At 56.4% G+C, this 20,805-nt stretch carries 20 protein-coding genes; 11 read left to right on the top strand and 9 right to left on the bottom strand.

Annotated features, from left to right (window positions below):
• Position 1 precedes the first annotated feature (1 nt).
• Positions 2 to 685, top strand: coding sequence for a phosphonate C-P lyase system protein PhnL (phnL, locus tag ACR0MP_RS19020; protein ID WP_170407674.1), 684 nt, complete (start codon positions 2 to 4; stop codon positions 683 to 685).
• Positions 682 to 1,233, top strand: a complete 552-nt coding sequence (gene phnN, locus ACR0MP_RS19015; protein WP_170407677.1) for a phosphonate metabolism protein/1,5-bisphosphokinase (PRPP-forming) PhnN — start codon at positions 682 to 684, stop codon at positions 1,231 to 1,233. Before phnL ends, phnN begins: the two co-directional genes overlap by 4 nt.
• Here the strand turns inward: phnN and ACR0MP_RS19010 are convergent.
• Positions 1,209 to 1,880: a DUF1045 domain-containing protein gene (locus ACR0MP_RS19010; protein WP_480887576.1), complete on the bottom strand. Its 672-nt coding sequence runs from the start codon at positions 1,878 to 1,880 to the stop codon at positions 1,209 to 1,211. The two genes, phnN and ACR0MP_RS19010, sit on opposite strands and share 25 nt — an antisense overlap.
• Between ACR0MP_RS19010 and ACR0MP_RS19005 the strand changes: the two genes are divergently transcribed.
• From ACR0MP_RS19005 to ACR0MP_RS18990, 4 genes are all read left to right on the top strand, one after another.
• Entirely contained in the window at positions 1,879 to 3,072 is a 1,194-nt protein-coding gene (locus tag ACR0MP_RS19005; RefSeq protein ID WP_480706272.1) for an alpha-D-ribose 1-methylphosphonate 5-triphosphate diphosphatase, read from the top strand. The two genes, ACR0MP_RS19010 and ACR0MP_RS19005, sit on opposite strands and share 2 nt — an antisense overlap.
• Before the next feature lie 445 nt (positions 3,073 to 3,517).
• The gene (locus tag ACR0MP_RS19000; RefSeq protein WP_480887573.1) at positions 3,518 to 4,666 is read left to right on the top strand and encodes a TolC family protein; all 1,149 of its coding nucleotides are present in this window, start codon (positions 3,518 to 3,520) and stop codon (positions 4,664 to 4,666) included.
• 371 nt (positions 4,667 to 5,037) lie between these two features.
• Complete coding sequence (locus tag ACR0MP_RS18995) at positions 5,038 to 5,511, top strand: 6TM ABC transporter family protein (protein ID WP_170407687.1); 474 nt, start codon at positions 5,038 to 5,040, stop codon at positions 5,509 to 5,511.
• 137 nt (positions 5,512 to 5,648) lie between these two features.
• On the top strand, positions 5,649 to 5,783 hold the full coding sequence (locus ACR0MP_RS18990; RefSeq protein WP_480760886.1) for a hypothetical protein: 135 nt from the start codon (positions 5,649 to 5,651) through the stop codon (positions 5,781 to 5,783).
• A 63-nt stretch (positions 5,784 to 5,846) separates the two neighbouring features.
• On the opposite strand, the gene ACR0MP_RS18985 is transcribed toward ACR0MP_RS18990, so the two are convergent.
• Positions 5,847 to 6,971 carry a zinc ABC transporter substrate-binding protein gene (locus ACR0MP_RS18985; RefSeq protein ID WP_480614327.1) on the bottom strand — a complete coding sequence of 375 codons (1,125 nt, stop codon included), beginning with the start codon at positions 6,969 to 6,971 and terminating at the stop codon, positions 5,847 to 5,849.
• A gap of 56 nt (positions 6,972 to 7,027) precedes the next feature.
• On the opposite strand from ACR0MP_RS18985, the gene ACR0MP_RS18980 reads away from it, so the two are divergent.
• The 3 genes from ACR0MP_RS18980 to ACR0MP_RS18970 are packed head-to-tail and all read left to right on the top strand — an operon-like array spanning position 7,028 to position 9,086.
• The gene (locus ACR0MP_RS18980) at positions 7,028 to 7,540 is read left to right on the top strand and encodes a Fur family transcriptional regulator (RefSeq protein WP_170735943.1); all 513 of its coding nucleotides are present in this window, start codon (positions 7,028 to 7,030) and stop codon (positions 7,538 to 7,540) included.
• 2 nt (positions 7,541 to 7,542) lie between these two features.
• Complete coding sequence (locus ACR0MP_RS18975; RefSeq protein ID WP_170407697.1) at positions 7,543 to 8,289, top strand: metal ABC transporter ATP-binding protein; 747 nt, start codon at positions 7,543 to 7,545, stop codon at positions 8,287 to 8,289.
• Positions 8,289 to 9,086 (top strand): metal ABC transporter permease, encoded by a 798-nt coding sequence (locus ACR0MP_RS18970; RefSeq protein WP_170735941.1) that lies wholly within the window; start codon positions 8,289 to 8,291, stop codon positions 9,084 to 9,086. The genes ACR0MP_RS18975 and ACR0MP_RS18970 overlap by 1 nt, the downstream gene beginning before the upstream one ends.
• A 14-nt stretch (positions 9,087 to 9,100) precedes the next feature.
• Here ACR0MP_RS18970 and ACR0MP_RS18965 read toward each other — a convergent pair whose 3' ends face one another.
• The 4 genes from ACR0MP_RS18965 to ACR0MP_RS18950 all read right to left on the bottom strand — a co-directional run bounded on the left by ACR0MP_RS18965 (position 9,101) and on the right by ACR0MP_RS18950 (position 13,796).
• A complete protein-coding gene (locus tag ACR0MP_RS18965; protein WP_170735938.1) occupies positions 9,101 to 9,682 on the bottom strand; it encodes an XRE family transcriptional regulator in 582 nt (193 codons plus the stop codon).
• Positions 9,683 to 9,829: 147 nt separating this feature from the next.
• Positions 9,830 to 10,609 carry a carnitinyl-CoA dehydratase gene (locus ACR0MP_RS18960; protein WP_170407705.1) on the bottom strand — a complete coding sequence of 260 codons (780 nt, stop codon included), beginning with the start codon at positions 10,607 to 10,609 and terminating at the stop codon, positions 9,830 to 9,832.
• A gap of 3 nt (positions 10,610 to 10,612) precedes the next feature.
• Complete coding sequence (locus tag ACR0MP_RS18955) at positions 10,613 to 12,628, bottom strand: acetate--CoA ligase family protein (protein WP_480887569.1); 2,016 nt, start codon at positions 12,626 to 12,628, stop codon at positions 10,613 to 10,615.
• A gap of 7 nt (positions 12,629 to 12,635) precedes the next feature.
• A complete protein-coding gene (locus ACR0MP_RS18950; protein WP_480887568.1) occupies positions 12,636 to 13,796 on the bottom strand; it encodes an acyl-CoA dehydrogenase family protein in 1,161 nt (386 codons plus the stop codon).
• Positions 13,797 to 13,891: 95 nt separating this feature from the next.
• Here ACR0MP_RS18950 and ACR0MP_RS18945 point away from each other — a divergent pair, with 95 nt between their 5' ends.
• Positions 13,892 to 14,809 (top strand): GlxA family transcriptional regulator, encoded by a 918-nt coding sequence (locus ACR0MP_RS18945; protein WP_480887566.1) that lies wholly within the window; start codon positions 13,892 to 13,894, stop codon positions 14,807 to 14,809.
• A gap of 8 nt (positions 14,810 to 14,817) precedes the next feature.
• Here ACR0MP_RS18945 and ACR0MP_RS18940 read toward each other — a convergent pair whose 3' ends face one another.
• A complete protein-coding gene (locus tag ACR0MP_RS18940; RefSeq protein WP_480887564.1) occupies positions 14,818 to 17,253 on the bottom strand; it encodes a GcvT family protein in 2,436 nt (811 codons plus the stop codon).
• A gap of 189 nt (positions 17,254 to 17,442) precedes the next feature.
• Here ACR0MP_RS18940 and ACR0MP_RS18935 point away from each other — a divergent pair, with 189 nt between their 5' ends.
• Entirely contained in the window at positions 17,443 to 18,960 is a 1,518-nt protein-coding gene (locus ACR0MP_RS18935; RefSeq protein ID WP_170407718.1) for a trimethylamine methyltransferase family protein, read from the top strand.
• A gap of 14 nt (positions 18,961 to 18,974) precedes the next feature.
• Here ACR0MP_RS18935 and ACR0MP_RS18930 read toward each other — a convergent pair whose 3' ends face one another.
• On the bottom strand, positions 18,975 to 19,949 hold the full coding sequence (locus tag ACR0MP_RS18930) for a LysR family transcriptional regulator (protein ID WP_170407721.1): 975 nt from the start codon (positions 19,947 to 19,949) through the stop codon (positions 18,975 to 18,977).
• Positions 19,950 to 20,049: 100 nt separating this feature from the next.
• On the bottom strand, positions 20,050 to 20,736 hold the full coding sequence (locus ACR0MP_RS18925; protein ID WP_170735920.1) for a GntR family transcriptional regulator: 687 nt from the start codon (positions 20,734 to 20,736) through the stop codon (positions 20,050 to 20,052).
• Between the last annotated feature and the right edge of the window lie 69 nt (positions 20,737 to 20,805).

The following is a 20,805-nucleotide window of genomic DNA, read 5'->3' as shown; positions in this document are numbered from 1 at the left end:
AATGATTGAGCTTAACAACGTCTCAAAGACTTTCACTCTCCATAATCAAGGTGCGGCCGTGATCGAGGTGCTGAGCGATGTATCCTTCTCGGTCTCTCCGGGCGAATGCGTAGCGCTGACGGGCGCGTCTGGAGCGGGCAAGTCCACCCTCATGCGTATGATCTATGGCAACTATCTGGCCCGAAGCGGAGAAATTCGCATCGGTGATGTGGATATCGTTCAGGCAGAGCCTCGGACAGTTATCGCCCTGCGCCGCGAGGTTCTGGGTTATGTCAGCCAGTTTCTCCGCGTGGTTCCGCGCGTGCCCACCGTCGATGTCGTGGCCGAGCCCTTGCGGGCTGTGGGCATTTCCGCTGCTGACGCGAAGGCGCGGGCTGAAGCTTTGTTGCGGCAACTGAACATTCCCGAGCGGCTCTGGACCCTTTCACCGACTACCTTCTCGGGTGGTGAACAGCAGCGTGTCAACATCGCACGCGGGTTCGCCCATACCTATCCCGCGATGCTGTTGGATGAGCCGACTGCCAGTCTGGATGCGGCCAATCGCGAGGTTGTTCTAAGGCTCATCGAAGAGGCAAAGGCGCGTGGTACTGCAATCATCGGCATTTTCCATGACGAAGCGGCTAGGGCGCGCGTTTGTGATCGCGAAATCGACGCCAGTCAGTTTTCACCCGAGGTCGCGGCATGACCCGGGGTCGCCTCATCGCTGTGGTTGGCCCGTCGGGGGCTGGCAAAGACAGTGTGATGCTAGGGCTTTGTGACTTGTTGCCCGATTTGCATTTGGTGCGCCGCGTCATCACCCGGGCACCAGAGTTGGGCGGGGAAGACTATGACGCCGTCGAAATCGCCGAATTTGAAGAAATGGCAGCGAATGGTGCCTTTGCGGTGCATTGGGTTGCTCATGGGCTTTGCTACGGGATACCGGTTGCCGTCAAAGATCGGCTGAGTGATGGCGCAGACTGTCTGGCAAATTTCTCGCGCAAAGCTCTGCTCGAGGCCGCAGAAAATTTCCCGCGCTTCATTGTCCTGAATATCACGGCGAAGCCGGAAACTCTTGCACGGCGTTTGGCGACTCGCGGCCGAGAAAGCGATAGCGAGATTGCAAATCGGCTTGCTCAGGCAGAAAAACCCTTGCCCGATGGGTTGGACGTTATCACCATTTCCAACGATGGCCCACTGACCGAGACGGTTGCGCGCGCCGCAGGGGTCCTTCAACCAGCGAGCGCGTACCGATGAATAAGCTCGAAATGCCCATCAATGCGCTCGCCGCACAAGGCAATTTGGTCGATGACGAAGGGCTCGGGCAAGGCTGGCAAATGGCGGCGCAGCGCCTCGGTCCATACAGGAATATCACCATTCGGCAGCCGACCTGTCAGCGTCATGTGAAACCGAAACTCGTCCATCACATAGGGATAACCCCACTCGATCAACAGTGCGTCCTGACGTTGGCTCAGCCTTGCACCGCGCCGCCGCTCAAGTTCAGCCTCGTTGGTTGGGGCGCGAAACGGGTCAAGCTCACGTACACAGGCCGCAGCAATTCTTTGCAAGCCGCTAACATCGCCCTGTGGGGTCAAGGCGAGAAACCGGCCCAGCCTCGTCAGATTCAGCCCTTCACAGCTCGAAGGCGCCAGGCCAGCGGCCATCTCAGACGCCGCCGCTTTCAGGGCTTCAAGCGAATAACCTCCGGCCAGTTGAAAGGGTGGTTTCAGCGTTCCGTGAAAGCCGTATTTGCGCGGTGTCATCGTAACGTCATGCAAATCGGGCAGATCGGGCTGAGGCACCTCGCAGCCCTGCACGACATCCCATCCCAGCCAGCGCGCGCCGAACTGTTCCAATGGTCCTTCGGGCGGCACGTAGTAGATTGCAAATCGAGAGTATGACATGAATTCCCCTTTTCCCGCGCCCTCTTTGGCAAAGGCTTGTGACAGCGATATGTCAGATAATCTGTGCCTTGCGAATGCCCAGCTTGTTATGCCCGATCGGGTAGTAACCGGTTCGGTGACAATCGAACAGGGCGTCATTTCCGAGATCACCGAAGGGGATCATGTTCCGACCGGCGCAGTCGATTGTGCAGGTGATTACATCCTTCCGGGACTGGTCGAGCTGCACACCGACAATATCGAACGTCATATCGAGCCTCGCCCGGAAGTGGACTGGCCTCATCTTCCGGCCCTGATCGCGCATGATAGCGAGCTGGCCTCGACCGGAATCACAACCGTGTTCGACGCCATGCGAGTAGGTTCCATTCACAGCGGCAAGGGCCGTTACATCGATTATGCCCGCAAACTGGCGGACGAACTGTTGTCGGCGCGCGCCGCAGGCTATTTCAAGATCAGCCATTTCCTTCACCTGCGGGCCGAGATCTGCTCGGAGACACTGCTTGAGGAATTGGCGACCTTCGGGCCGGAAGACAGGGTTGGCATTGTCAGTCTGATGGACCACACGCCGGGTCAACGCCAATTCAGCGATCTGAGTGCATTGAAGACCTATGTCGCCAAAAAGCGCGGTATGACCGACGCCGATTTCGTTGCACATGTCGAGAACCTGCGTGGTCTGCAGCAGCGTTTCGGAGAAAAGCACGAAGCCGGTGCAGTGATCGAGGCCGCCCGTCTTGGCGCCGCGCTTGCCAGCCATGACGATACCACGGCGCAGCATGTCGAAAAATCGTCCGAAAATGGTGTGGCTTTCGCCGAGTTCCCAACCACGTTCGAGGCGGCCGAGGCCTGCCGTACCCGCAACATCGCCGTCATGATGGGTGCCCCGAATCTGATCCGTGGCGGCTCGCATTCCGGCAATGTCGCGGCTGAAGATCTTGCAAAGGCCGATCTTCTGGAAATTGTGTCTTCCGACTATGTGCCCTCTGCGCTACTGCTGTCGGCTTTTCACCTTGCCAGTGTTTGGGACGACCTGCCTCGTGCTGTGGCCACGGTTACACGTAATCCTGCAATGGCTGTCGGTCTTGATGACCGTGGCATCCTGAATGTTGGCCTGCGTGGTGATGTACTGCGTGTGCGTCGCATGGGTCAAACACCAGTTTTGCGCGGTGTCTGGAGCCAGGGCAACAAGGTTGGATGAGTTGTGATTGGTTGAATCGCACTTGCCAAACAGAACATGGCTGGCGGTCGAAAGCTCGCGGATTACCAGATGGGATCCGCGCCCTTGCTCCGCTTGATTTTTCTGGACCCGCATCTTGATAATCTGATGTCGTGCCAGAACATTAAACTCGTAAAGAATATGGTTACTTTTTTACCGCACTTTCTCCTGTAACGCAAAATGCGGGCAGCAAGTTCCACGATTAACTGACTGGAAATTTGTTGCTTATCTCAGAGTTGAAATCAGGAGCTTTGGCGGGATGAGGGCATGGTTGTCGGTTGTGATAGCCACTATTATTTTGGCGGGCTGCAGTCAGGATTTACAGGGAACCAAGTCCTTTGATCCCGGGGCGACACCAGCCCTCGCCCCCTTATCGGGGGGGAATAATCTGAAGGGAAATGTCGCACGCACTGAATTCGCTGAGTTGGTGCGAAGGTCTGTTGCGACATCGCCCACCACCGCAGCCGGAGCCGCCAGCGTTCTGGCTTCGAAATCCCGCATTGATGCCGAGCAAGGCGCGTTCCTGCCGCAGATCGAGGCCGAGACATCCCTGACGTCCGATGGGGATACAGTACCGATCCTGCGGCTTAGCCAGATCATCTATGATGGTGGCAAAGTCTCGGGTCGTGTGGGTTTGCGTCAGATTGAAGCCCGGCAGACCTGGTTAAACGAATTGTCAGAGCTGAGCGCGCTGAGCTTCGAGGCCATCGAAACCATAATTGATCTGGATCGAAATCGCCGCCTCGAAGAACAAGCCCAGCAGAATCTGGATCGTACGGACGTTTTGGTCAGCGACCTCCAGTCCCGTTTTGATGCCGGGGCGGGGTCGGTGGCGGATTTGCTGGCGGGGCAGGGGCGGAAGTCTAATGCCGAGACAGAATTAGCGCAGGCTCAGACGGATGTGGAACTGGCGACGGCAACATGGGTCGAAGTCTTCGGAACGCGACCCGGTGCTATTCCGACCATCCCCCCCGCACCCATTCTGGCAGCGGCCACCTCACAGCAAATGGTTGCACGCAGCCCGCGTCTGCGTACTCAGGTCGCCTTCAGTCAAGTGCGTGCGCAAGAGGTTGTGGTTGCTGAACGAGCGACCCGCCCAACGCTCTCTGCGATTCTTGAGACAGATTTCGACCAGGGCAGTATCGACGACGGTGTGCAGGCCCGATTGGGTGTAACGGTCCCGATTTACCAAGGGGGATCGGCGCGCGCCAATGTCGAAACCGCAAGGGCGAATCTTCAACAAAGCCAGGCTGATGAAGAAGAATTGCGGCGCGAGTTACAACGTAGTCTCTCCCAGGCCTTGGAAGAGACCAATTCAATCCAGCGACGGCTCGCCACAGCCCGGCGCGCTGTCGAGATCAATGAGCAAGCGCTGGATGCAGCTCGTGGACAGTTTGATATCGGGCACAGCACGCTGGTACAGATATTGGATGCGTTGCGCGAGTTGAATCTTGCGCAGGTTCGGGTGATCCAGCTTGAGGCTCAGGCACGTCGTGCAGAATATGCCGTGCTGGCGGTCACGGGCGATATCCTGGACGCGTTGGGTGTTGCACAGCCGACCGATCCAACCTTGTGATATCCGTCGTGAACCCGACTGCGACTAACCCGCTGAATACGCACCTCCGACTTCTGACAGAGCATTTGGGTCTTGGGTTGTCCGAGGTGGATATCTTTCGGGTGTTCTAGGGCAATGAAGTCGCCTAGGCGGTCAGCGCAGTGGAAGCGGTGGGCTACAGTCAGGTTTTGGGAAAGCGCGGTTACTGAAACTGGACCTGAACTTGTTTCTGGTCCTGGCGTTTGCCCCAGATGTTCAACCTTTAGTGGTTCTGGATCGAGAAGACACCGACGCTTTCTTGCGATCGATGCCAGCAGCGGACTCAGCGAACCTCAGATCTGGCGGCGACAGGAAACAAGACTGCGCAAGACGCGCTGGATATTGCGCGCATAATGCTCGCGCCGCTGGAGCGAGAATCGTTTAGGCCGCAAGGTCATCGGTTTTGGTCCGCGTTCAGCGATCTGCGCGGGGTCTACATTCAGATCCTATTGGCCGCGATGGTGACAAGCGTGCTTGGGCTGGTGACGTCGCGGTTCACCATGGTCGTTCATGACCCCATTCTGCCAAACGAAGTGGTTGATAGCTTGTTGGCTCTGGTCGTCGGGGTTGGCCTTGCACTGTTGTTCGATTTCCTGATCAAGAACCTGCGGACACGGTTCATCGATACAGCGGGAAAACGGGCGGACCTGAAGATCACCGAGCGGCTGTTCAATCAGTTGATGGCGCTTATAATGAAAGCCCGGGGCGGGCAGAATGGACGCATGGCCTCGATCCTTCGGGATTTAAAGGTCGTGAGGGATTTCTTTACGTCTGCCTCGCTGGTTGCTTTGGTCGATCTGCCCTTCCCTTTCGTATTCGTGGCGTGATCTAGGCCATTGGCAGGCCGCGACAGGCGATTGCGATCGCGTCGCGCGCGAGACTTGAGGCTCAGATATCCGGACAAGAATTTGATCTTCCCGACCGTACAGGTGTGGAGGCGGCGTTTCTGGAGGAATAGATTGGCGTGACCCAACCTCTGGTCGAGCGCGGCATCGAAAGTTCGCTGGCGATGATTGACTTGCGCCGGCAGCTTAGCCGCCAAATTGGACAGCTTAGAGAGGCCGGTAGCCGAATACTGATGACTTTGTTGGAACGATGAGCGGAGAACTTTGTCTGATTTCAGCCTGGCCAGAACCAACTCCCAACCAGGCTGTTGATTGAGTCAAAGGCACTCAGACAGTGTTTTGGCCAGATTGCGGATGAGTTGCGGGTACAGATTTACTCCGGGTTCCAGATCAGATCCCAGCGGGTCCATGATGCCGGTTTTAGCTTCGGTGCCGTCGAGAACGGTTGCGACAATTCCGGGGTTGAACTGGGGTTCAGCCATGACACAATCCACACCTTCGTCGCGGATACGCCCCTGAATTTCGGCGATCCTTGCCGGGCTTGGATCGGTCGCATCGCTGAGGGAAATTGCACCCGAGGCCGGGAAGCCAAAGGCATCTTCGAAATATTGATAGGCATCGTGGAACACGATGAAGCTGCCACCTTTGACCGGCGCCAGCGTTTCGGCCACTTCCGCTGACAAAGCAGCCATTTCTTCACGCGCAGCTGCCGCATTCGCAAAATAAGCACCTGCGTTGTCTGGGTCAGCCGAAGAAAGCTGCGCCGCGATCGTTTTCAGCCAGATTTCTGCGTTGACCGGAGAGAGCCAGGCGTGCGGATCATGTTCGCCATGCGCATGGCCCTCATGGTCGTCATGTCCGGCGTGGTCCTCATGATCATCGTGGTCATGCTCATCCGCATGCTCTTCGTCATGATTATGATCATCATGCTCTTTGTCCTCGGCATGATCCTCGTGATCGTCGTCATCGTCTTTTGCATGATCGTCGTGGTCGTCGTGATCATGACCATCATCCTCAGCATGGTCGTGATCGTCATGATCGTCATCCCCATGATCTTCGTCGTCGCTATGGTCATGCGCTTCGAACAAAGCACTTTCACGGAAATCGAGCAGAACCGTTCCGTCCGACTCAAGCAACACCGTAACAGTCGCCCCGTCGCTAAGCGTCTCGACAGCGCCTTCCATCCACGGGGTCAGGTCCTCGCCAATCCAGAATACCAGATCTGCCTCTTGCAGTGCGGCTGCTTCTGACGGACGAAGGTTGTATTCGTGTGGCGAGGCACCGGGCTGCACTATCAATTCAGGCGTTCCTACCCCCTCCATCACCCGGGCCACGAGTGAGTGAACGGGTGCGATGTCAACCGCAACCTTGGGTGCATCCGCCATGGCGGTTCCGCCCATCAATGCAGCGGTAATCGATAGTGGGAGCAGCTTTCTGGACATCAGACCCTCTGTGTGATTTTATAACGTTACGAGCGGCATATATGATATGGTATAACATGACAAGTGAGATGCACCCCATTTCGGTTGGTGAAGATGCGCCGGTAGGATTTCAGGAGCATGATCACAAGAATTGCGTCGAAACGGCGTTGGCCACAGCGGATGCTCGGTGCAGGGAAGAAGGGTTGCGGCTAACCCCTGTGCGACGAAAAGTTCTTGAAATGCTGTTGCAAGACCACAAGTCGCTCGGGGCATACGCTATTCTGGACCGTTTGCGCGAAGCCGGTTTTGGCTCGCAGCCGCCGGTGGCTTATCGCGCGCTTGATTTTCTTGTCCAGAACGGGTTCGTCCACAAGATCGAACGTTTGAACGCCTTTGTGGCCTGTTCTCATCCCGGAGCGTCGCATTCCCCGGCCTTCATGATCTGCAGAAAATGCGACGCTGTCGCCGAAGCTCAGTCGGCACCGTCCAATGGCGTCCTCGGCGCAGCCGCGCGCGCGGCGGGTTTCGAAATCGAGCGAACCGTTGTAGAAGCCGAGGGACTCTGCCCAGACTGCACCGAGAAGGCGTAGACATGACCCTGATCACCGTTGAAAATCTCAGCGTGCGTTATGGCGCGAATACCGTTCTGCGCCATGTCGGCATGACGATTGAGGCTGGTGAAATCGTGACGATCGTTGGTCCAAACGGATCGGGAAAGACCAGCCTGTTGCGTGCCGTCATTGGCGCGACCAAGCCTGCGGAAGGTAAGGTTACACTGAAGCCTGGGCTAAAAATCGGGTATGTCCCCCAAAAACTGCACATTGATCCGACCCTGCCGATATCAGTGGAAAGATTCATGCGTCTGACGGATCGTGTCTCTAGGCTTCAATGTACAGAAGCGCTTGAAACTGCTGGGGTGCCGGATCTGCTAAAGCGCCAAATGTCGCAATTGTCAGGCGGACAGTTTCAGCGCGTCTTGCTGGCGCGGGCGTTGATCAATCGGCCCGACGTTCTGCTTTTGGACGAAGCCACTCAGGGTCTCGACCAACCGGGGTCTGCGGCGTTTTATCGTCAGATCGAGGAGGTCCGGCGTGAAACCGGATGCGCCATATTGATGATAAGCCATGAATTGCACGTGGTCATGAGCGCGTCGGACAGGGTGATCTGCCTTAATGGTCATGTGTGCTGCCAAGGGTCCCCCGCAGTCGTAGCTTCGGCCCCGGAATATCGGGCCCTGTTCGGAACGGGTACCGGAGGCGCACTTGCCCTCTATCGCCATGATCACGACCATGATCACGATCACGGTCACTGTGAAACCTCTCAGGAAGCCGCAGAATAATGCTGGATGATTTCATGACGCGCGCGACGCTTGCAGGTGTTGGCGTTGCTTTTGCTGCGGCACCGCTGGGGTGTTTTGTTGTCTGGCGTCGAATGGCCTATTTCGGGGATGCCACCGCCCATGCGGCAATCCTGGGTGTCGCTTTGTCGCTGACGTTTCAGCTGTCCATCTTTACTGGGGCGCTAGCTGTTGCGCTTGCAATGGCACTTACCGTGACACTGTTGTCCGGACGTGGCTACGCGATGGATACACTGCTGGGTGTTCTAGCACATTCTGCACTTGCCTTCGGTCTAGTCGCCGTATCGTTCCTGTCCGGTGTTCGCATCGACCTGGTGGCCTATCTCTTCGGTGATATTCTGGCCGTGTCACGCACCGATCTGGTTGTGATCTGGGGGGGCGCAGCGCTTGTCGTGGCCCTGATCGTATGGCGCTGGTCGCAGCTTTTGACGGCGACCATGAATGAAGAGTTGGCCTATGCCAGCGGCTTTGACCCCAAGCGAGAGCAGTTGATCCTGACGCTGTCTCTGGCAGTTACAGTGGCCGTGGCGATAAAGGTCGTAGGTGTTCTTTTGATTGCTGCAATGCTGATCATCCCGGCGGCGGCTGCGCGCAGTCTGGCCAGATCACCGGAAGCGATGGCTTTGATTGCGGCGGCGATTGGTGCATTTTCCGCAATCGCCGGGCTACGGGCTGCTTATATGTTTGATACGCCTGCAGGGCCATCCATTGTTTGTGTTGCTGCAGTAGTGTTTGCGTGTTTCAGCCTGATCGGATGGCAAACGCGGCGTGGAACCTAGGGCATCTGCAAAGATCAATGCGGTCGCGTCGACACGGTCACGAATTCAATTTCGTCTGACAGGATGTCCCGCACCCCATGTGGGAGCTTGGCGTCGAAGCTGAGCGTGTCACCTTCTGACATCTCGAACTCTTCGGTCCCACAGCCATAGATGGCGCTGCCTTCAATCATGTAGATGAAGACGTAGCCTTCGTGCTGATAATTAGGCAACTTGCGTTGGTCTTGTTTTGAGATGCGGATGCGTGCGGATTGGAATGACCCGCTAGGCCCGCTGTGTTTGCCGAGCAGTAGATAGTCATGGGCATGGTCTGGTGTGATACGCCGCGACGGCAATCCGGTTCCCGCCCGAACGTGATGCACATCCGAGGTCGTGTCGGTATGGCTGAACAGCGCCATCAGAGAGACAGATAGTGCATCTGCCAACGCGTGTAAGGTACTAAGGGACGGCGACACATGACCATTTTCGATTCGGCTGATCATGGGCGTGGAAACCTTTGACTGCGCAGCAAGTTCGGTCACCGTGAGCTGACGTTCCTGTCGTAAACGCTGCAGGGTTCGCCCGATCTCAAGTTCTGGTTCTGTTTTCTTGTCCTGCATCGGGCCGCTTTGACATTCCTTCTTCCAGTTAAAGTAGCTGTGGCCTGAATTGCAGGATAGTAAAAGTGTGTTCTGACAAAAAACAAGCTTAGCTGAGCGATTGGAGCAAAACTGCGCCAATGCGATGAAGGCAGCGGTGTTTTGAACTTATTTTCCTTTCCAGACCGGATCACGCTTTTCAGCGAAGGCTTTTGCGCCTTCAAGCTGATCCTCGCTGGAATAGAGGATATCGACGGTGCGCAGCTGGCGCTTGGTGATGCGGTTCATGGCGTCCTGAAATTTGCTGTCTTCAGCTTCGCGCACGACCTCTTTGATCGCAGCATAAACCAGCGGAGGACCCGAGGCGAGCAGACGCGCCAATTCCCAGGCACGATCCATCAGTTGATCGGCAGGCAGGACTTCATTGACCAAGCCCCAACGCTGACCTTCTTCGGCATCGAACCAGCGTCCAGTCAGCAATAGCTCCATCGCGATGTGGTAGGGAATGCGTTTGGGTAGCTTGACGCTCGCCGCATCTGCAACGGTTCCGGATCGAATCTCAGGCAGGGCAAAAGTTGCGTGTTCAGCGGCCAGGATCATATCGGCTGAAATCGCAAGCTCGAGCCCGCCACCACAGGCAATACCATTGATGGCCGCGATGACCGGTTTGTTCAGATCGCGTAACTCCTGCAAACCGCCAAAGCCACCGACACCATAATCTCCATCTACGGCATCGCCTTCGGCGGCTGCCTTCAGGTCCCAGCCAGGGCAAAAGAATTTGTCACCTGCTCCGGTCAAGATCGCGACGCGCAGTTCGGGATCATCGCGAAACTCGGCAAATACCTGCCCCATGATGCGGCTGGTTGCCAGATCGATCGCATTGGCTTTTGGCCGATCCAGCGTCACTTCGAGAATTGCGCCGTCACGGCGGGTCTTGATCGGGTCCATTTCTCAGGCCTTTCTGATAAGCGCATCCACCGCCACCGCCCGGGTGGGCGTGCAGAGAAGCGGGTTGATTTCGACCTCGCCGAGCGTTTCGGCATTTTGCATTACATAGTCTTGAACGGCCTGAATGGCGGCAACGATTTCATCCATATCAGCCGCTGGTTGGCCGCGATAGCCTGCCAGCAATGACGCGATCTTTAGTTCGCCGAGAGCAGCGCGAATACTGTCGGATGTTGCCGGGACCAGAAGAGAGGTGGTATCGCGCAATATTTCGGTCAAGACACCACCGGCCCCTATTGTCAGCACAAAGCCATGGGCAGGGTCCCGCACCACACCGACGAGGATTTCAGCCACCGCACCTGTGATCATCTCTTCGATCAGAATCTCATCAGTTCCAATATCCGCTGCCACACCTGTCACATCGGCAGCCTGAACCCTCAATCGTACAGCGGAATGTTCGGACTTGTGGGCAAGGCCGACGCCTTTGACAGCAAATGGCGCTTCCATTTCTTGCGCCGCGCTGAGGGCTTCCTTTGCGCCACGAACGGACCTGTTCCGAGGGATGCGCAAACCATGGGCAGCCAGAGCTTGCTTGGCCTCGGCTTCGAACAGCGTATGCGTGACATCAGACGTACCCGGCAAGCAGACTGGCGCGCTTGCAGGTGCGGCGACCTGACCCGCCGCGCGCGTGGCAGAAAGGGCTTCGCGGAGACCCATGAAGGGTACCACACCGGCCTCCATTAGGGTTTGTGCTACATCTTCAGGTAGCAATTCGGGCAGGGTAGAAACCACGGCAAAACGCGCACCCGTATCTGCCCGCACTTTTTGTGCTGTACGCGTGGCGGCGGCCCAATCCGTCGGGTCGGTGGTCGGGTAATCAACGATCGTGAATGTCAGATCTATGTCGTCGCCAGTCATTCCGGCCCAAGCGTTCGCCATCGCCTCTTCATCGCACCAGATATAGGTGTGGTAATCGAGTGGATTGCTTAGTGCGACCATCGGACCAAGCGCATCGCGCAATCGAGTTTGCTTATCTCTGGACAGTTCTGGAAATCTGAGGCCAGTGCCGATCGCTATATCTGCGATCAGGCTGGCCTCGCCGCCCGAGCAGCTGATCGAAGCAATGTTGCCCCCCGGCAAAGGCCCATAACAATGCAACAATTTCAGGGTTTCCAGAAACTCGGGCAGCGAGGACAGGCGCGGGATGCCCAGCCGGTTTAGCAAAGCCTGCGCACCCGCATCGCTCCCAGCCAGTGAGGCGGTATGAGAAACTGTTGCTGCCTGCGCCTGTTCGGATGCGCCCACCTTAAGTGCGATCAGAGGCACGCCTTTCCGATGTGCCTTGGCAGCAAGGGCCTCCCATTCGCGGATATCCTTGAAACCCTCGATATGTAAACCGACGGCAGTGACCCGTGGATCATCGATCAGCGACATGGCGATCTCAGCCTGACTGGTCTGCGCCATGTTCCCGCAAGTCACCATATAGGCAATCGGCAGAGCTCGTTTCTGCATAGTCAGGTTGATCGAGATGTTGGAGCTCTGGGTCAGAATGGCAACGCCTCGATCTACCCGAGCGGCTCCATGCTGATCGGGCCACAATAGCGCACCATCAAGCGCATTGATAAAGCCATAGCAGTTTGGCCCAAGAATAGGCATGCTGCCTGCTGCATTGATCAACTCTGATTGCAGATCTCCTCCTGCCTGATCCTCGGCTGCAGCTTCCGAGAAGCCAGAGGCAAAGCAAACTGCGCCGCCGCTGCCCATGTCTGACAGAACCTGAACGGCCTCAACGGTGGCGTGACGGTTGATGCCAACAAAGGCCGCGTCCGGGGACGATGGCAGGTCCTCAATCCGTGCGTAGGCCTTGTGCCCGGCAATTTCATCCGCCTTGGGATGGACAGGCCAGATTTTCCCTGCGTAGCCCATGCGTTCCGACTGCAGGATAACCTGCTGGCACCACGCACCGCCGCCGATCACCGCGATGGATTCCGGGCGTAGAAGACGGGAGATATCCTTGCTCATTCGGGCCTCAGGCACCCAGAGGCCGCAGCAGATCACGACTGATGATATGCCGCTGGATTTCGCTCGTACCATCCCAGATACGTTCTACGCGCGCATCCCGCCAGAACCGTTCGATCGGGAAGTCGTCCATCAGACCCATGCCACCATAGATTTGCAGCGTCGTATCCGTGACCTTAGCCAGCATTTCCGAAGCATAAAGCTTGGCCGAGGCGATCTCGCGGTTTGAGGGCAAGTCCTGATCCAGACGCCATGCGGCCGCGAGCGTCAGCCAGTCAGCAGCGTCGATCTCGGTGATCATGTCGGCGATCTGAAAGCCGACACCCTGAAACTTGCCGATCGGCTGGCCGAATTGCTTGCGCTCAGCCGCGTAGTTCAGTGCGTAATCAAAACAGCGCCGCGCGCGCCCGACCGAAAAAGCAGCAACAGTCAGGCGCGTTGCATAGAGCCACTCGTTCATCACGGCGAAACCGCCATCGACCTCGCCCAAAACCTGTGCGTCGGGCAAACGGCAATTGTCAAAATACAGGATATAGTTCTTATAGCCTTTGTGGCTGACTGAATTATACCCCTCGCGCACTTCAAAACCCGGCGTACCACGATCTACGAGGAATGTAGTGATCCGCTTTTTAGGGCCTTTCGGAGTTTTATCTACACCTGTTGCGATGAATACGATGAAGAAATCCGCGTGCTCCGCGCCCGAGATGAAGTGTTTCGAACCGTGGACGACCCAGTCACCGCCATCGCGAACGGCCTGACATTTCATGCCCCGAACATCTGACCCCGCGTCAGGTTCGGTCATAGCCAGAGCATCCATCTTTTCGCCACGCACGGCAGGCAACAAATAGCGTTCACGCTGGTCGGCGTTGCAGGCCATCAGGATATTCTGCGGGCGACCGAAGAAATGGGTCAATGCCATCGAACCTCGGCCGAGCTCGCGTTCGACAAGAGTGAAATCAAGATGCGAGAGACCTGCGCCACCGACTTCTTCGGGGAAGTTACAGGCATAAAATCCCAGTTCGATGCATTTCCGCTTGATTTCTTCGCCCAGCTCATGTGGCACCTGTCCGGTGCGCTCGACCTCAGCTTCGTGGGGGTAAATCTCGTTCTCAACAAAGCTCCGCACTGTTGAGACGATCATTTCTTGTTCTTCGGTTAAGCCAAATTGCATGACGCGTTCCCCTGATGTCTGATTGGCGATGAAACGTAATTGCCTGACACGATGACATGCAGTAATCGTACGATATCATGCCGAGTTAGAAAAATTTGACACAGATATATAACTTTTTGCTGTTCAACGGGTTCTCGAACCTTTGCCTCGCCAACATGGTCGAGCCTCTGCGCGCGGCGAACACTTTGGCGGGGCAGGATCTCTATGCCTGGCAGTTCTATTCACCCCATGGTGCGCCTGTCCAAAGTTCCAGCGGGTTGCAGGTCGCGCCGCATGGAGCGATGGGGATCGAGGCTGGTGATGCTTTGGTTGTCATGCCGTCTTATGGGTATCTGGAACACTCGGTTCCCGATACTCATCGCGCTTTGTGCAGGGCCGCAACCCGTCATCGCAATTTGGCTGGTCTGGACACAGGGAGTTGGTTGCTCGCGCGTGCGGGACTGTTGGAAGGGCATCGCGCGACCATTCACTGGGATGAACTTTCCCGGTTCGAAGAAACTTTTACCGATGTCGAGGTCGTGCAGGAACGTTTTGTGATCGACCGGAACCGGATCACCTGTTCGGGCGCGATGGCTGCTTATGATCTGGCGACTGCGCTGATTCTTGCGGATCACGGGCCGCTGTTGTCGATGGAGGTGGCGCATCTTCTGATGAACCGTGGTGAACCAAGTGCTGCTTCAACACAGATGAAATCCGAAGACAGGCTGGTGAACCGGGTGCTGGGCGTCATGCAGGGCACGTTGGATGCGCCAGTAATGATAAAGGATATCGCTCGTCAGCTCGGGTGCTCTCAAAAGAAGATTGAGACCCGGGTTTTGTCCGAGCTGGGTGTAACACCTCAGGCGCTCTATCGTCGCCTGCGTCTGAATTTGGCGCGTAAACTTGCGGTCGAGACCCAGCAGTCCGTGGCCGAGATCGCCAGCCGCTGCGGGTATGAGAACCCAAGCGCAATGACGCGGGCGTTCCGGATGCAATTCGGGCAGACACCAACTGCCTATCGAAACGGGGAGTAACTTTGGGATTAGCCTCGCACGCATGAGAGGTCCGGGTCATACGGGGACGGCGCAATCACCTCGGCCGCGATCAATTCTCCGCACAGGTCAAGTTGCATTCGGCTGCCGGGTTCGGAAAATTCCGGATTCACAAAGCCGTAAGCAAGGTTTAGCCCTGTTCTGTGGCCCCAGTCACCTGACGTGATTGTGCCAATAACCATGTCGTCCAACATCAGGGAGGCTCCACCATGCGCCGGTGCTTTGGTTGTATCGATTTTCAGGCTTACCAGTTTCTTTTGAGGCCCGTTCTCAAGGCGTCTCTGCAACGCGTTTCGGCCAATGAAATCGCCTTTGGTCAGTTTCACAAACCGATCCAAACCGGTCTCAAACGGGTCGAACTCTGTGAGCAGATCGGCTTTCCAGTGCAAGAACCCTTTCTCCATCCGCATGGACTCGACGGCGCGAGCACCAAATAATTTCAAGTCATGCGTCTCGCCAGCATTTCTGAGCGCCAGATAGGCCGCGTATAGTGAGGCGTTCGGGACATGTATCTCGTAGGCCGGTTCCCCTGAGAAGCTGATATTCAATACAGTTGCTGGCGCGAACCCGACAAAGCACTCGCGAACTGACAGCCAGGGAAAAGCTTCTCGCGACCAGTCTCCTCGAGCACAAGCGGACAGCACGTCGCGCGATTTGGGTCCGGCCAGCACTAATATTGTCTGATCATTGGTGAGTGAGCGGATTTGCACATCTTCGCCATCATGCAGATGCGCCTTTAGCCAGTCCATATCATGGTATTCGCTGGCGGCGGCGGACCCGTACCAGACCCGTGCCGGGCCGCGATCACTCGCGGGAAGGTTGGCGATGGTGGCCTCGGCTTTGACCATCCCGTGGTGGTTCAGCAGATAACCAAGGCCGACCCGCCCGTCGCGTTTTGTCACCGCGCCGCACATCATCCGATCCAGAAACCGATGCCGATCGGTTCCAGTGATTTCCAGCCGGTTGAAGCCGTTCACTTCGGCCAGTCCGACATTTTCTTGAAGGTTTCTGATTTCCGCTGCCACGACGTCAAAGGTCTCATCAAAACTGAAACTCAGCGTTGGGTGAAAATCTGGTGCAGGCTTGATGTAGTCGACCCGCTCCCAACCGTTGACCACTGTAAATTCAGCCCCTTCTGCTGCGAGGATCGGGGTCAGCGGTGTGGTTTTGGCGGGGCGACCGGCAGGCCGGTGTTCGTGCGGGAAATGAAAGCGGAATTCATTCTGGTAATCTTCGATGGCTTTCAGCGCGGTCAGCTCCACATTTGTGTGGCCGGTAAACCGACGCGGATCAAGGCACCACGTTTCATAGCAGGCCTCGCCGTGAACGATCTGTTGGGCCAGCAGCCAGCCGTGGCCTCCTCCTTCACCTAGACCTGCGCGTAGGCCGATGATGCAGAAAGCATTGCGCTTTCCTGGGATTGGCCCGACCAAAGGTGCACCGTCAATTGTGTAGGTGATCGGACCATTCACCACTGTATGAATGCCGACATCCATCAGTGCAGGCATGCGTGCGAAGGCACCTTCCAGCACATCCGTCACGCGGTCCAGATCGTCAGGGCACAGCGCGTTCACAAAATTCGGATCGATCCCGTCCATGCCCCAGGTTTTGCAATCCTGCTCGTAGAAGCCGACCAGCAAGCCGTTCTTCTCCTGCCGACAATAATAGTCGCTGATCGGACAGCGCAGCAGGGGCATCCGATGGCCTGCGTCGCGGATCGTTGCGATTTCTTCTGTCAGAAAATACTGATGCTCCATCGAAGCGACAGGGTGGTGCACGCCCATCATCGCGCCCACTTCGTTTACCCGATAACCACAAGCATTAACTACGATATCGCAGTCAATATTGCCGTGTTCCGTGTGAACCGTCCAGGTATCGTCCTTGTGCTGTGTCAGTCCTGTGACCGGAGTATTGCGATACACCTCGGCCCCGGCTTTGCGCGCACGGCGTGCCAGAGCTTGGCACAGTTGAGCCGGATCGATGTCGCCATCTAGCGGATCCCATAGCCCACCGAGAAGGTTGTCGGTGGAAATCAACGGGTGCCGGCGGGCGCATTCCTCTGCATCTATGACCTCGAAATGCACATCCATTCCGCGCGCCATAGACGCAAAATGGTGGTACCCCTGCATCTGCTCAGGCGTATTTGCAAGCCGGATGCCACCGTCACCGTGATGGTAGTTGATAGGATAGTCTGGATCCTCGGCCAGTTCCTTGTACAGGTTGATCGAGTGGGTCTTCAGACCAACCATGGTCTGGTTCATGCCAAAATTGGTCACCTGCGCGGCCGAATGCCAAGTTGTGCCGCTGGTCAACTCATCGCGCTCGACCAGCACCACATCGGTCCAACCTTCACGGGTCAAGTGATACAGAGTCGAGCAGCCGGCGATACCGCCGCCAATGACGACCACTTTAGTGCGCGATTTCATCAAGGACCCTCCGGTACGTAGTCTTTTGGGGATTAGCCTGTTCTGTCAGTTGGTTCACAAGCGGTTGGATATTGTTACGTAAAAAATCGAAAATAAAAGCTCATTAACTCGTAGTAATTCGAATGCGGTTGAAATTGGCTTTAGACGTTTAGTTGAATTGATCAACCTGATGCGGTTGGAGGATCACAAATGGCTGCGCCGCAGGCGAAAAGGTCCGGTCGAAAAGGACGTATCGAACAGCGGGCTGAAAAGCCTGCGCTCGACCCCTGTCCACCAGGTCAACCGGGAGGCGCTTACAAACCCTTGACTGGGGTTGAGCTTGAGCGGATTTACAACACAGCTCTGGATCTTCTTGAGAAGCTGGGGATCGGCGAGGTGCCGGATCGTTTGCGTTCTGATTTGTTGGCGGTTGGGGCGCAAGATAGCGGGGAGGGGAGGATACTTTTTTCGCCTCAACTTGTGGAACAGGCGATTGATCAGGCCGCCAAGACCTTCGTTCTGCACGGGCGTGATCCAGCCCGATCCATCGAAGTTGGCGGTAATCGCGTCTATTTCGGAACCGGAGGGGCGGCGGTTCAGACGCTTGATCTGCGCAGTGGTCACTATCGGCCTTCGACCTTGCAGGACTTGCATGATTTCACGCGTCTTCAGGATGTCTTGCCAAATGTCAGCTGGTTCACCCGCTGTTGCGTTGCAACCGATCTGGAGGAAACCTTCGATCTGGATGTGAACACCGTCTACGCGCTGTTGAAGAATACCTCCAAGCCCACCGCGACGTCTTTTACATTGGCGCAGCACGTTGCGCCAATTGTTGAGATATTGGATATCGCAGCCGGGGGACCCGGTGAATTCGCAAAACGCCCGTTCATGAAAGCACATATAAGCCCGGTGATCTCGCCGATGCGCTACGGTGAAGACGCGGTGGATGTGGTCTACGCCTGCATCGAACACAATATTCCGATTTCTTGCATCACCGCTGCTCAGGCCGGCGCGACTGCACCGGCGACCTTGGCTGGTTTTCTGGCGCAGTCATTGGCAGAAACCCTTGCGAGTCTGGTAATGGTCCACGCGATCCAGCCCGGGTTTCCTATGGTCTTTTCGAATTGGCCACTGGTGATTGACCTTCGGACCGGCGCGTTCTCAGGTGGCAGCGGAGAGACGGCTGTCCTGAATGCAGCATCAGCACAATTATCAAATTGGCTTGGGCTGCCTTCAGGCGTGGCCTGTTCGATGTCTGATGCCAAGGCGATCGACGCTCAATACGGGATGGAAAAGGGACTGACCTCAATGGCGGCGGCGCTGGCAGGTGGTAATCTGATCTATGAAAGCTCAGGCATGACGGCCTCGTTGCTGGGTGCAAGTTTTGAGGCGTTCGTGTTGGATGATGAGATGCACTCGTACACCTACCGCGCTTTGAGGGGGATAGAGGTGACACACGAGAATCTGGGCTTTGACGCAATCTGCGAAGCAGTTCTGGGCGAGGGCCATTTTCTGGGTGGTCAGCATACTTTTGCGGCCATGGAACGGGATTACTTTTATCCCTCACTCGCAGACAGGGATGAGCCCCGGACTTGGGCAGAAAACGGAGCGCAAGATGCCTGGAGCCGCGCGCGACATCGGGCTCAAGAAATTTTGCAGACCCATACGCCAAGATACCTGTCAGACGAACAGGATCGGCAAATCCGAGATCGCTTCAACATTCTTTGAAAGCTGATCCAGTGCTATTCGATAAGTTTGAAACTATCCGTCAGCCACGGGATATCATCGCGCAGTGGGGAAATGATGCGGTCATTGATCAATGATCGGGTTTTGGCATCCACAAGCTCAATCACTGATCTTGAACAATCCGGCGTCGCGACCAGCGCCAGTGTGCGTGCAAAGCTCTTGCCCGGAAATGGGTGCATGCACAGCTTTGATTGGAACCGCTTTGCCCGAGAATACAGCAGCGGCGTCGTGATGGTCCAACCCGCACCGGAGGACACCATCGACATCAGCGTCTGATTGTTGCTGCATTCAAACCTGTGAGAGGACGAAATCCCCATCCGGCGTAATTGGGACTCGATCTGGCGCGCGATGATCAGATTGCTGGAATATCGTAGAAACGGCAATTTGGTTCGACCCTCAACAATGTCTTGCAAAGACTTGTCACTCACCGCAGGCAAAACGATCACAAATGGATCGCGCAGAAGGGGGCGATCCTGCAGATCGCGCATTCGTTCGCTAGGAGTAGTGGAAATCCCCAGATCCAACTGCCTGTCGCGCAGCATGTCGATAATCGCGTGGCTGGAATCCGTGTGGTACATGAAATCACAGGCGGGCATATTCGCGTAAAGATAGACCGCCAGCTCTGGAATGATGTCGCTGTCGAAGTCTTCGATCGTGCCGAAACGCAGATAGCTGGCCTCGGTGATGCTTCCTGCAGACGCTTCGGCCTTGGCCTTTCGGATCAGGTGCAGCGCATCGTCGATATTGCGCAGGAAGACCCGGCCCTTTGGGGTCAGAACCATGGGTCTACGGGTGTGGTTGAACAGCTCAACGCCCAGATGGTCTTCGAGATTGCGCAGGTGATGGGAAACGGTGCTTATCGTCAGCCCTGTTTCCTTTGAGGCCGCCTGCAGCGACCCTTTCTGCGCGCATATCTGAAACAGTTCCAGCCATTTGAGGCTGAGGTCTTTCGGAGTAGACTGACGCGGCATTCCGGTGCTTTCGTGAGATCAGGGCATTCCCGGCAAATCTACGCAGATAATGAGAGCTTTGATATCAGAATCTTGGAATTCTGGCTCAATTGCCGAGCACTCAGGTTTCAGAGCTTTCCAAAAAGCCGCGCGCGGTCTGTGCAGCATCCGCGATATGGCTTTCGACTGCTTTTCGGGCTTTGGCAGGATCACCACTGAGGATGGCATCATGGATGGCAGTCATGTGGCTCATCCCAGAACGCTCTCGATTCCGCGCTGCGAGGGTCAAGGCCCGCAGGCGGCTGATCCGGCCGTTCAGACGTTGCACGACATCCCAGGCGATGCTGTGCCCAGCCTGTAGAAAAATCAGTTCATAGAAGCGAGTTGTGGCCTGTAGCAGATTTGACCATTCGGTGTCATTCTGCGCCGCGCCCACTGCTTTCAATGCCTTGCCCAGATCGTTTGCGAAACCTGTCTCATGCGCTTGCGCACAGGCGGCGGCGGCTGAGCCTTCTAGCTGTAAGCGGATGTCATAGATTTGCCGCGCTTGGTCCCAGCTGAGGGTCGAGACGATTGGCCCACGGTTGGGGATAATCTCAACCAAACCTTCGGCTTCCAGAAACCGGATCGTCTCGCGGATGACGGTGCGGCTGACACCAAGCTGATCGCAAAGCGGGCGTTCAACAAGCCGTTCACCGGGGGCAAAATGCCCGGCGATGATCGCTTCGCGCAGGCGTGCTTGCACGATATCCCGCAAGGTTTGCGGTGCTTTTTCGATCTTTTGCAGGGTGGATTCGGTGTTCATCATCGACGCTTTCATATCTGTGGTACGGATCCGGAACAAGTATGATTGACATTTTGTAATATGGTATACCAT

The sequence above is a fragment of the Ruegeria sp. K3 genome (assembly GCF_056531845.1).
Note: the sequence above shows the minus strand (reverse complement) of the source record. Positions and strands in the feature narration are given on the sequence as shown.

Bases quoted from the DNA above. Each gene is read 5' to 3' on its own strand.
- phnL (WP_170407674.1), top strand. From the start codon at position 2: ATGATTGAGCTTAACAACGTCTCAAAGACTTTCACTCTCCATAATCAA.
- phnN (WP_170407677.1), top strand. From the start codon at position 682: ATGACCCGGGGTCGCCTCATCGCTGTGGTTGGCCCGTCGGGGGCTGGC.
- ACR0MP_RS19005 (WP_480706272.1), top strand. From the start codon at position 1,879: ATGAATTCCCCTTTTCCCGCGCCCTCTTTGGCAAAGGCTTGTGACAGC.
- ACR0MP_RS19010 (WP_480887576.1), bottom strand. From the start codon at position 1,880: ATGTCATACTCTCGATTTGCAATCTACTACGTGCCGCCCGAAGGACCA.
- ACR0MP_RS18995 (WP_170407687.1), top strand. From the start codon at position 5,038: ATGCTCGCGCCGCTGGAGCGAGAATCGTTTAGGCCGCAAGGTCATCGG.
- ACR0MP_RS18985 (WP_480614327.1), bottom strand. From the start codon at position 6,971: ATGTCCAGAAAGCTGCTCCCACTATCGATTACCGCTGCATTGATGGGC.
- ACR0MP_RS18980 (WP_170735943.1), top strand. From the start codon at position 7,028: ATGACAAGTGAGATGCACCCCATTTCGGTTGGTGAAGATGCGCCGGTA.
- ACR0MP_RS18975 (WP_170407697.1), top strand. From the start codon at position 7,543: ATGACCCTGATCACCGTTGAAAATCTCAGCGTGCGTTATGGCGCGAAT.
- ACR0MP_RS18970 (WP_170735941.1), top strand. From the start codon at position 8,289: ATGCTGGATGATTTCATGACGCGCGCGACGCTTGCAGGTGTTGGCGTT.
- ACR0MP_RS18965 (WP_170735938.1), bottom strand. From the start codon at position 9,682: ATGCAGGACAAGAAAACAGAACCAGAACTTGAGATCGGGCGAACCCTG.
- ACR0MP_RS18960 (WP_170407705.1), bottom strand. From the start codon at position 10,609: ATGGACCCGATCAAGACCCGCCGTGACGGCGCAATTCTCGAAGTGACG.
- ACR0MP_RS18955 (WP_480887569.1), bottom strand. From the start codon at position 12,628: ATGAGCAAGGATATCTCCCGTCTTCTACGCCCGGAATCCATCGCGGTG.
- ACR0MP_RS18950 (WP_480887568.1), bottom strand. From the start codon at position 13,796: ATGCAATTTGGCTTAACCGAAGAACAAGAAATGATCGTCTCAACAGTG.
- ACR0MP_RS18940 (WP_480887564.1), bottom strand. From the start codon at position 17,253: ATGAAATCGCGCACTAAAGTGGTCGTCATTGGCGGCGGTATCGCCGGC.
- ACR0MP_RS18935 (WP_170407718.1), top strand. From the start codon at position 17,443: ATGGCTGCGCCGCAGGCGAAAAGGTCCGGTCGAAAAGGACGTATCGAA.
- ACR0MP_RS18930 (WP_170407721.1), bottom strand. From the start codon at position 19,949: ATGCCGCGTCAGTCTACTCCGAAAGACCTCAGCCTCAAATGGCTGGAA.
- ACR0MP_RS18925 (WP_170735920.1), bottom strand. From the start codon at position 20,736: ATGATGAACACCGAATCCACCCTGCAAAAGATCGAAAAAGCACCGCAA.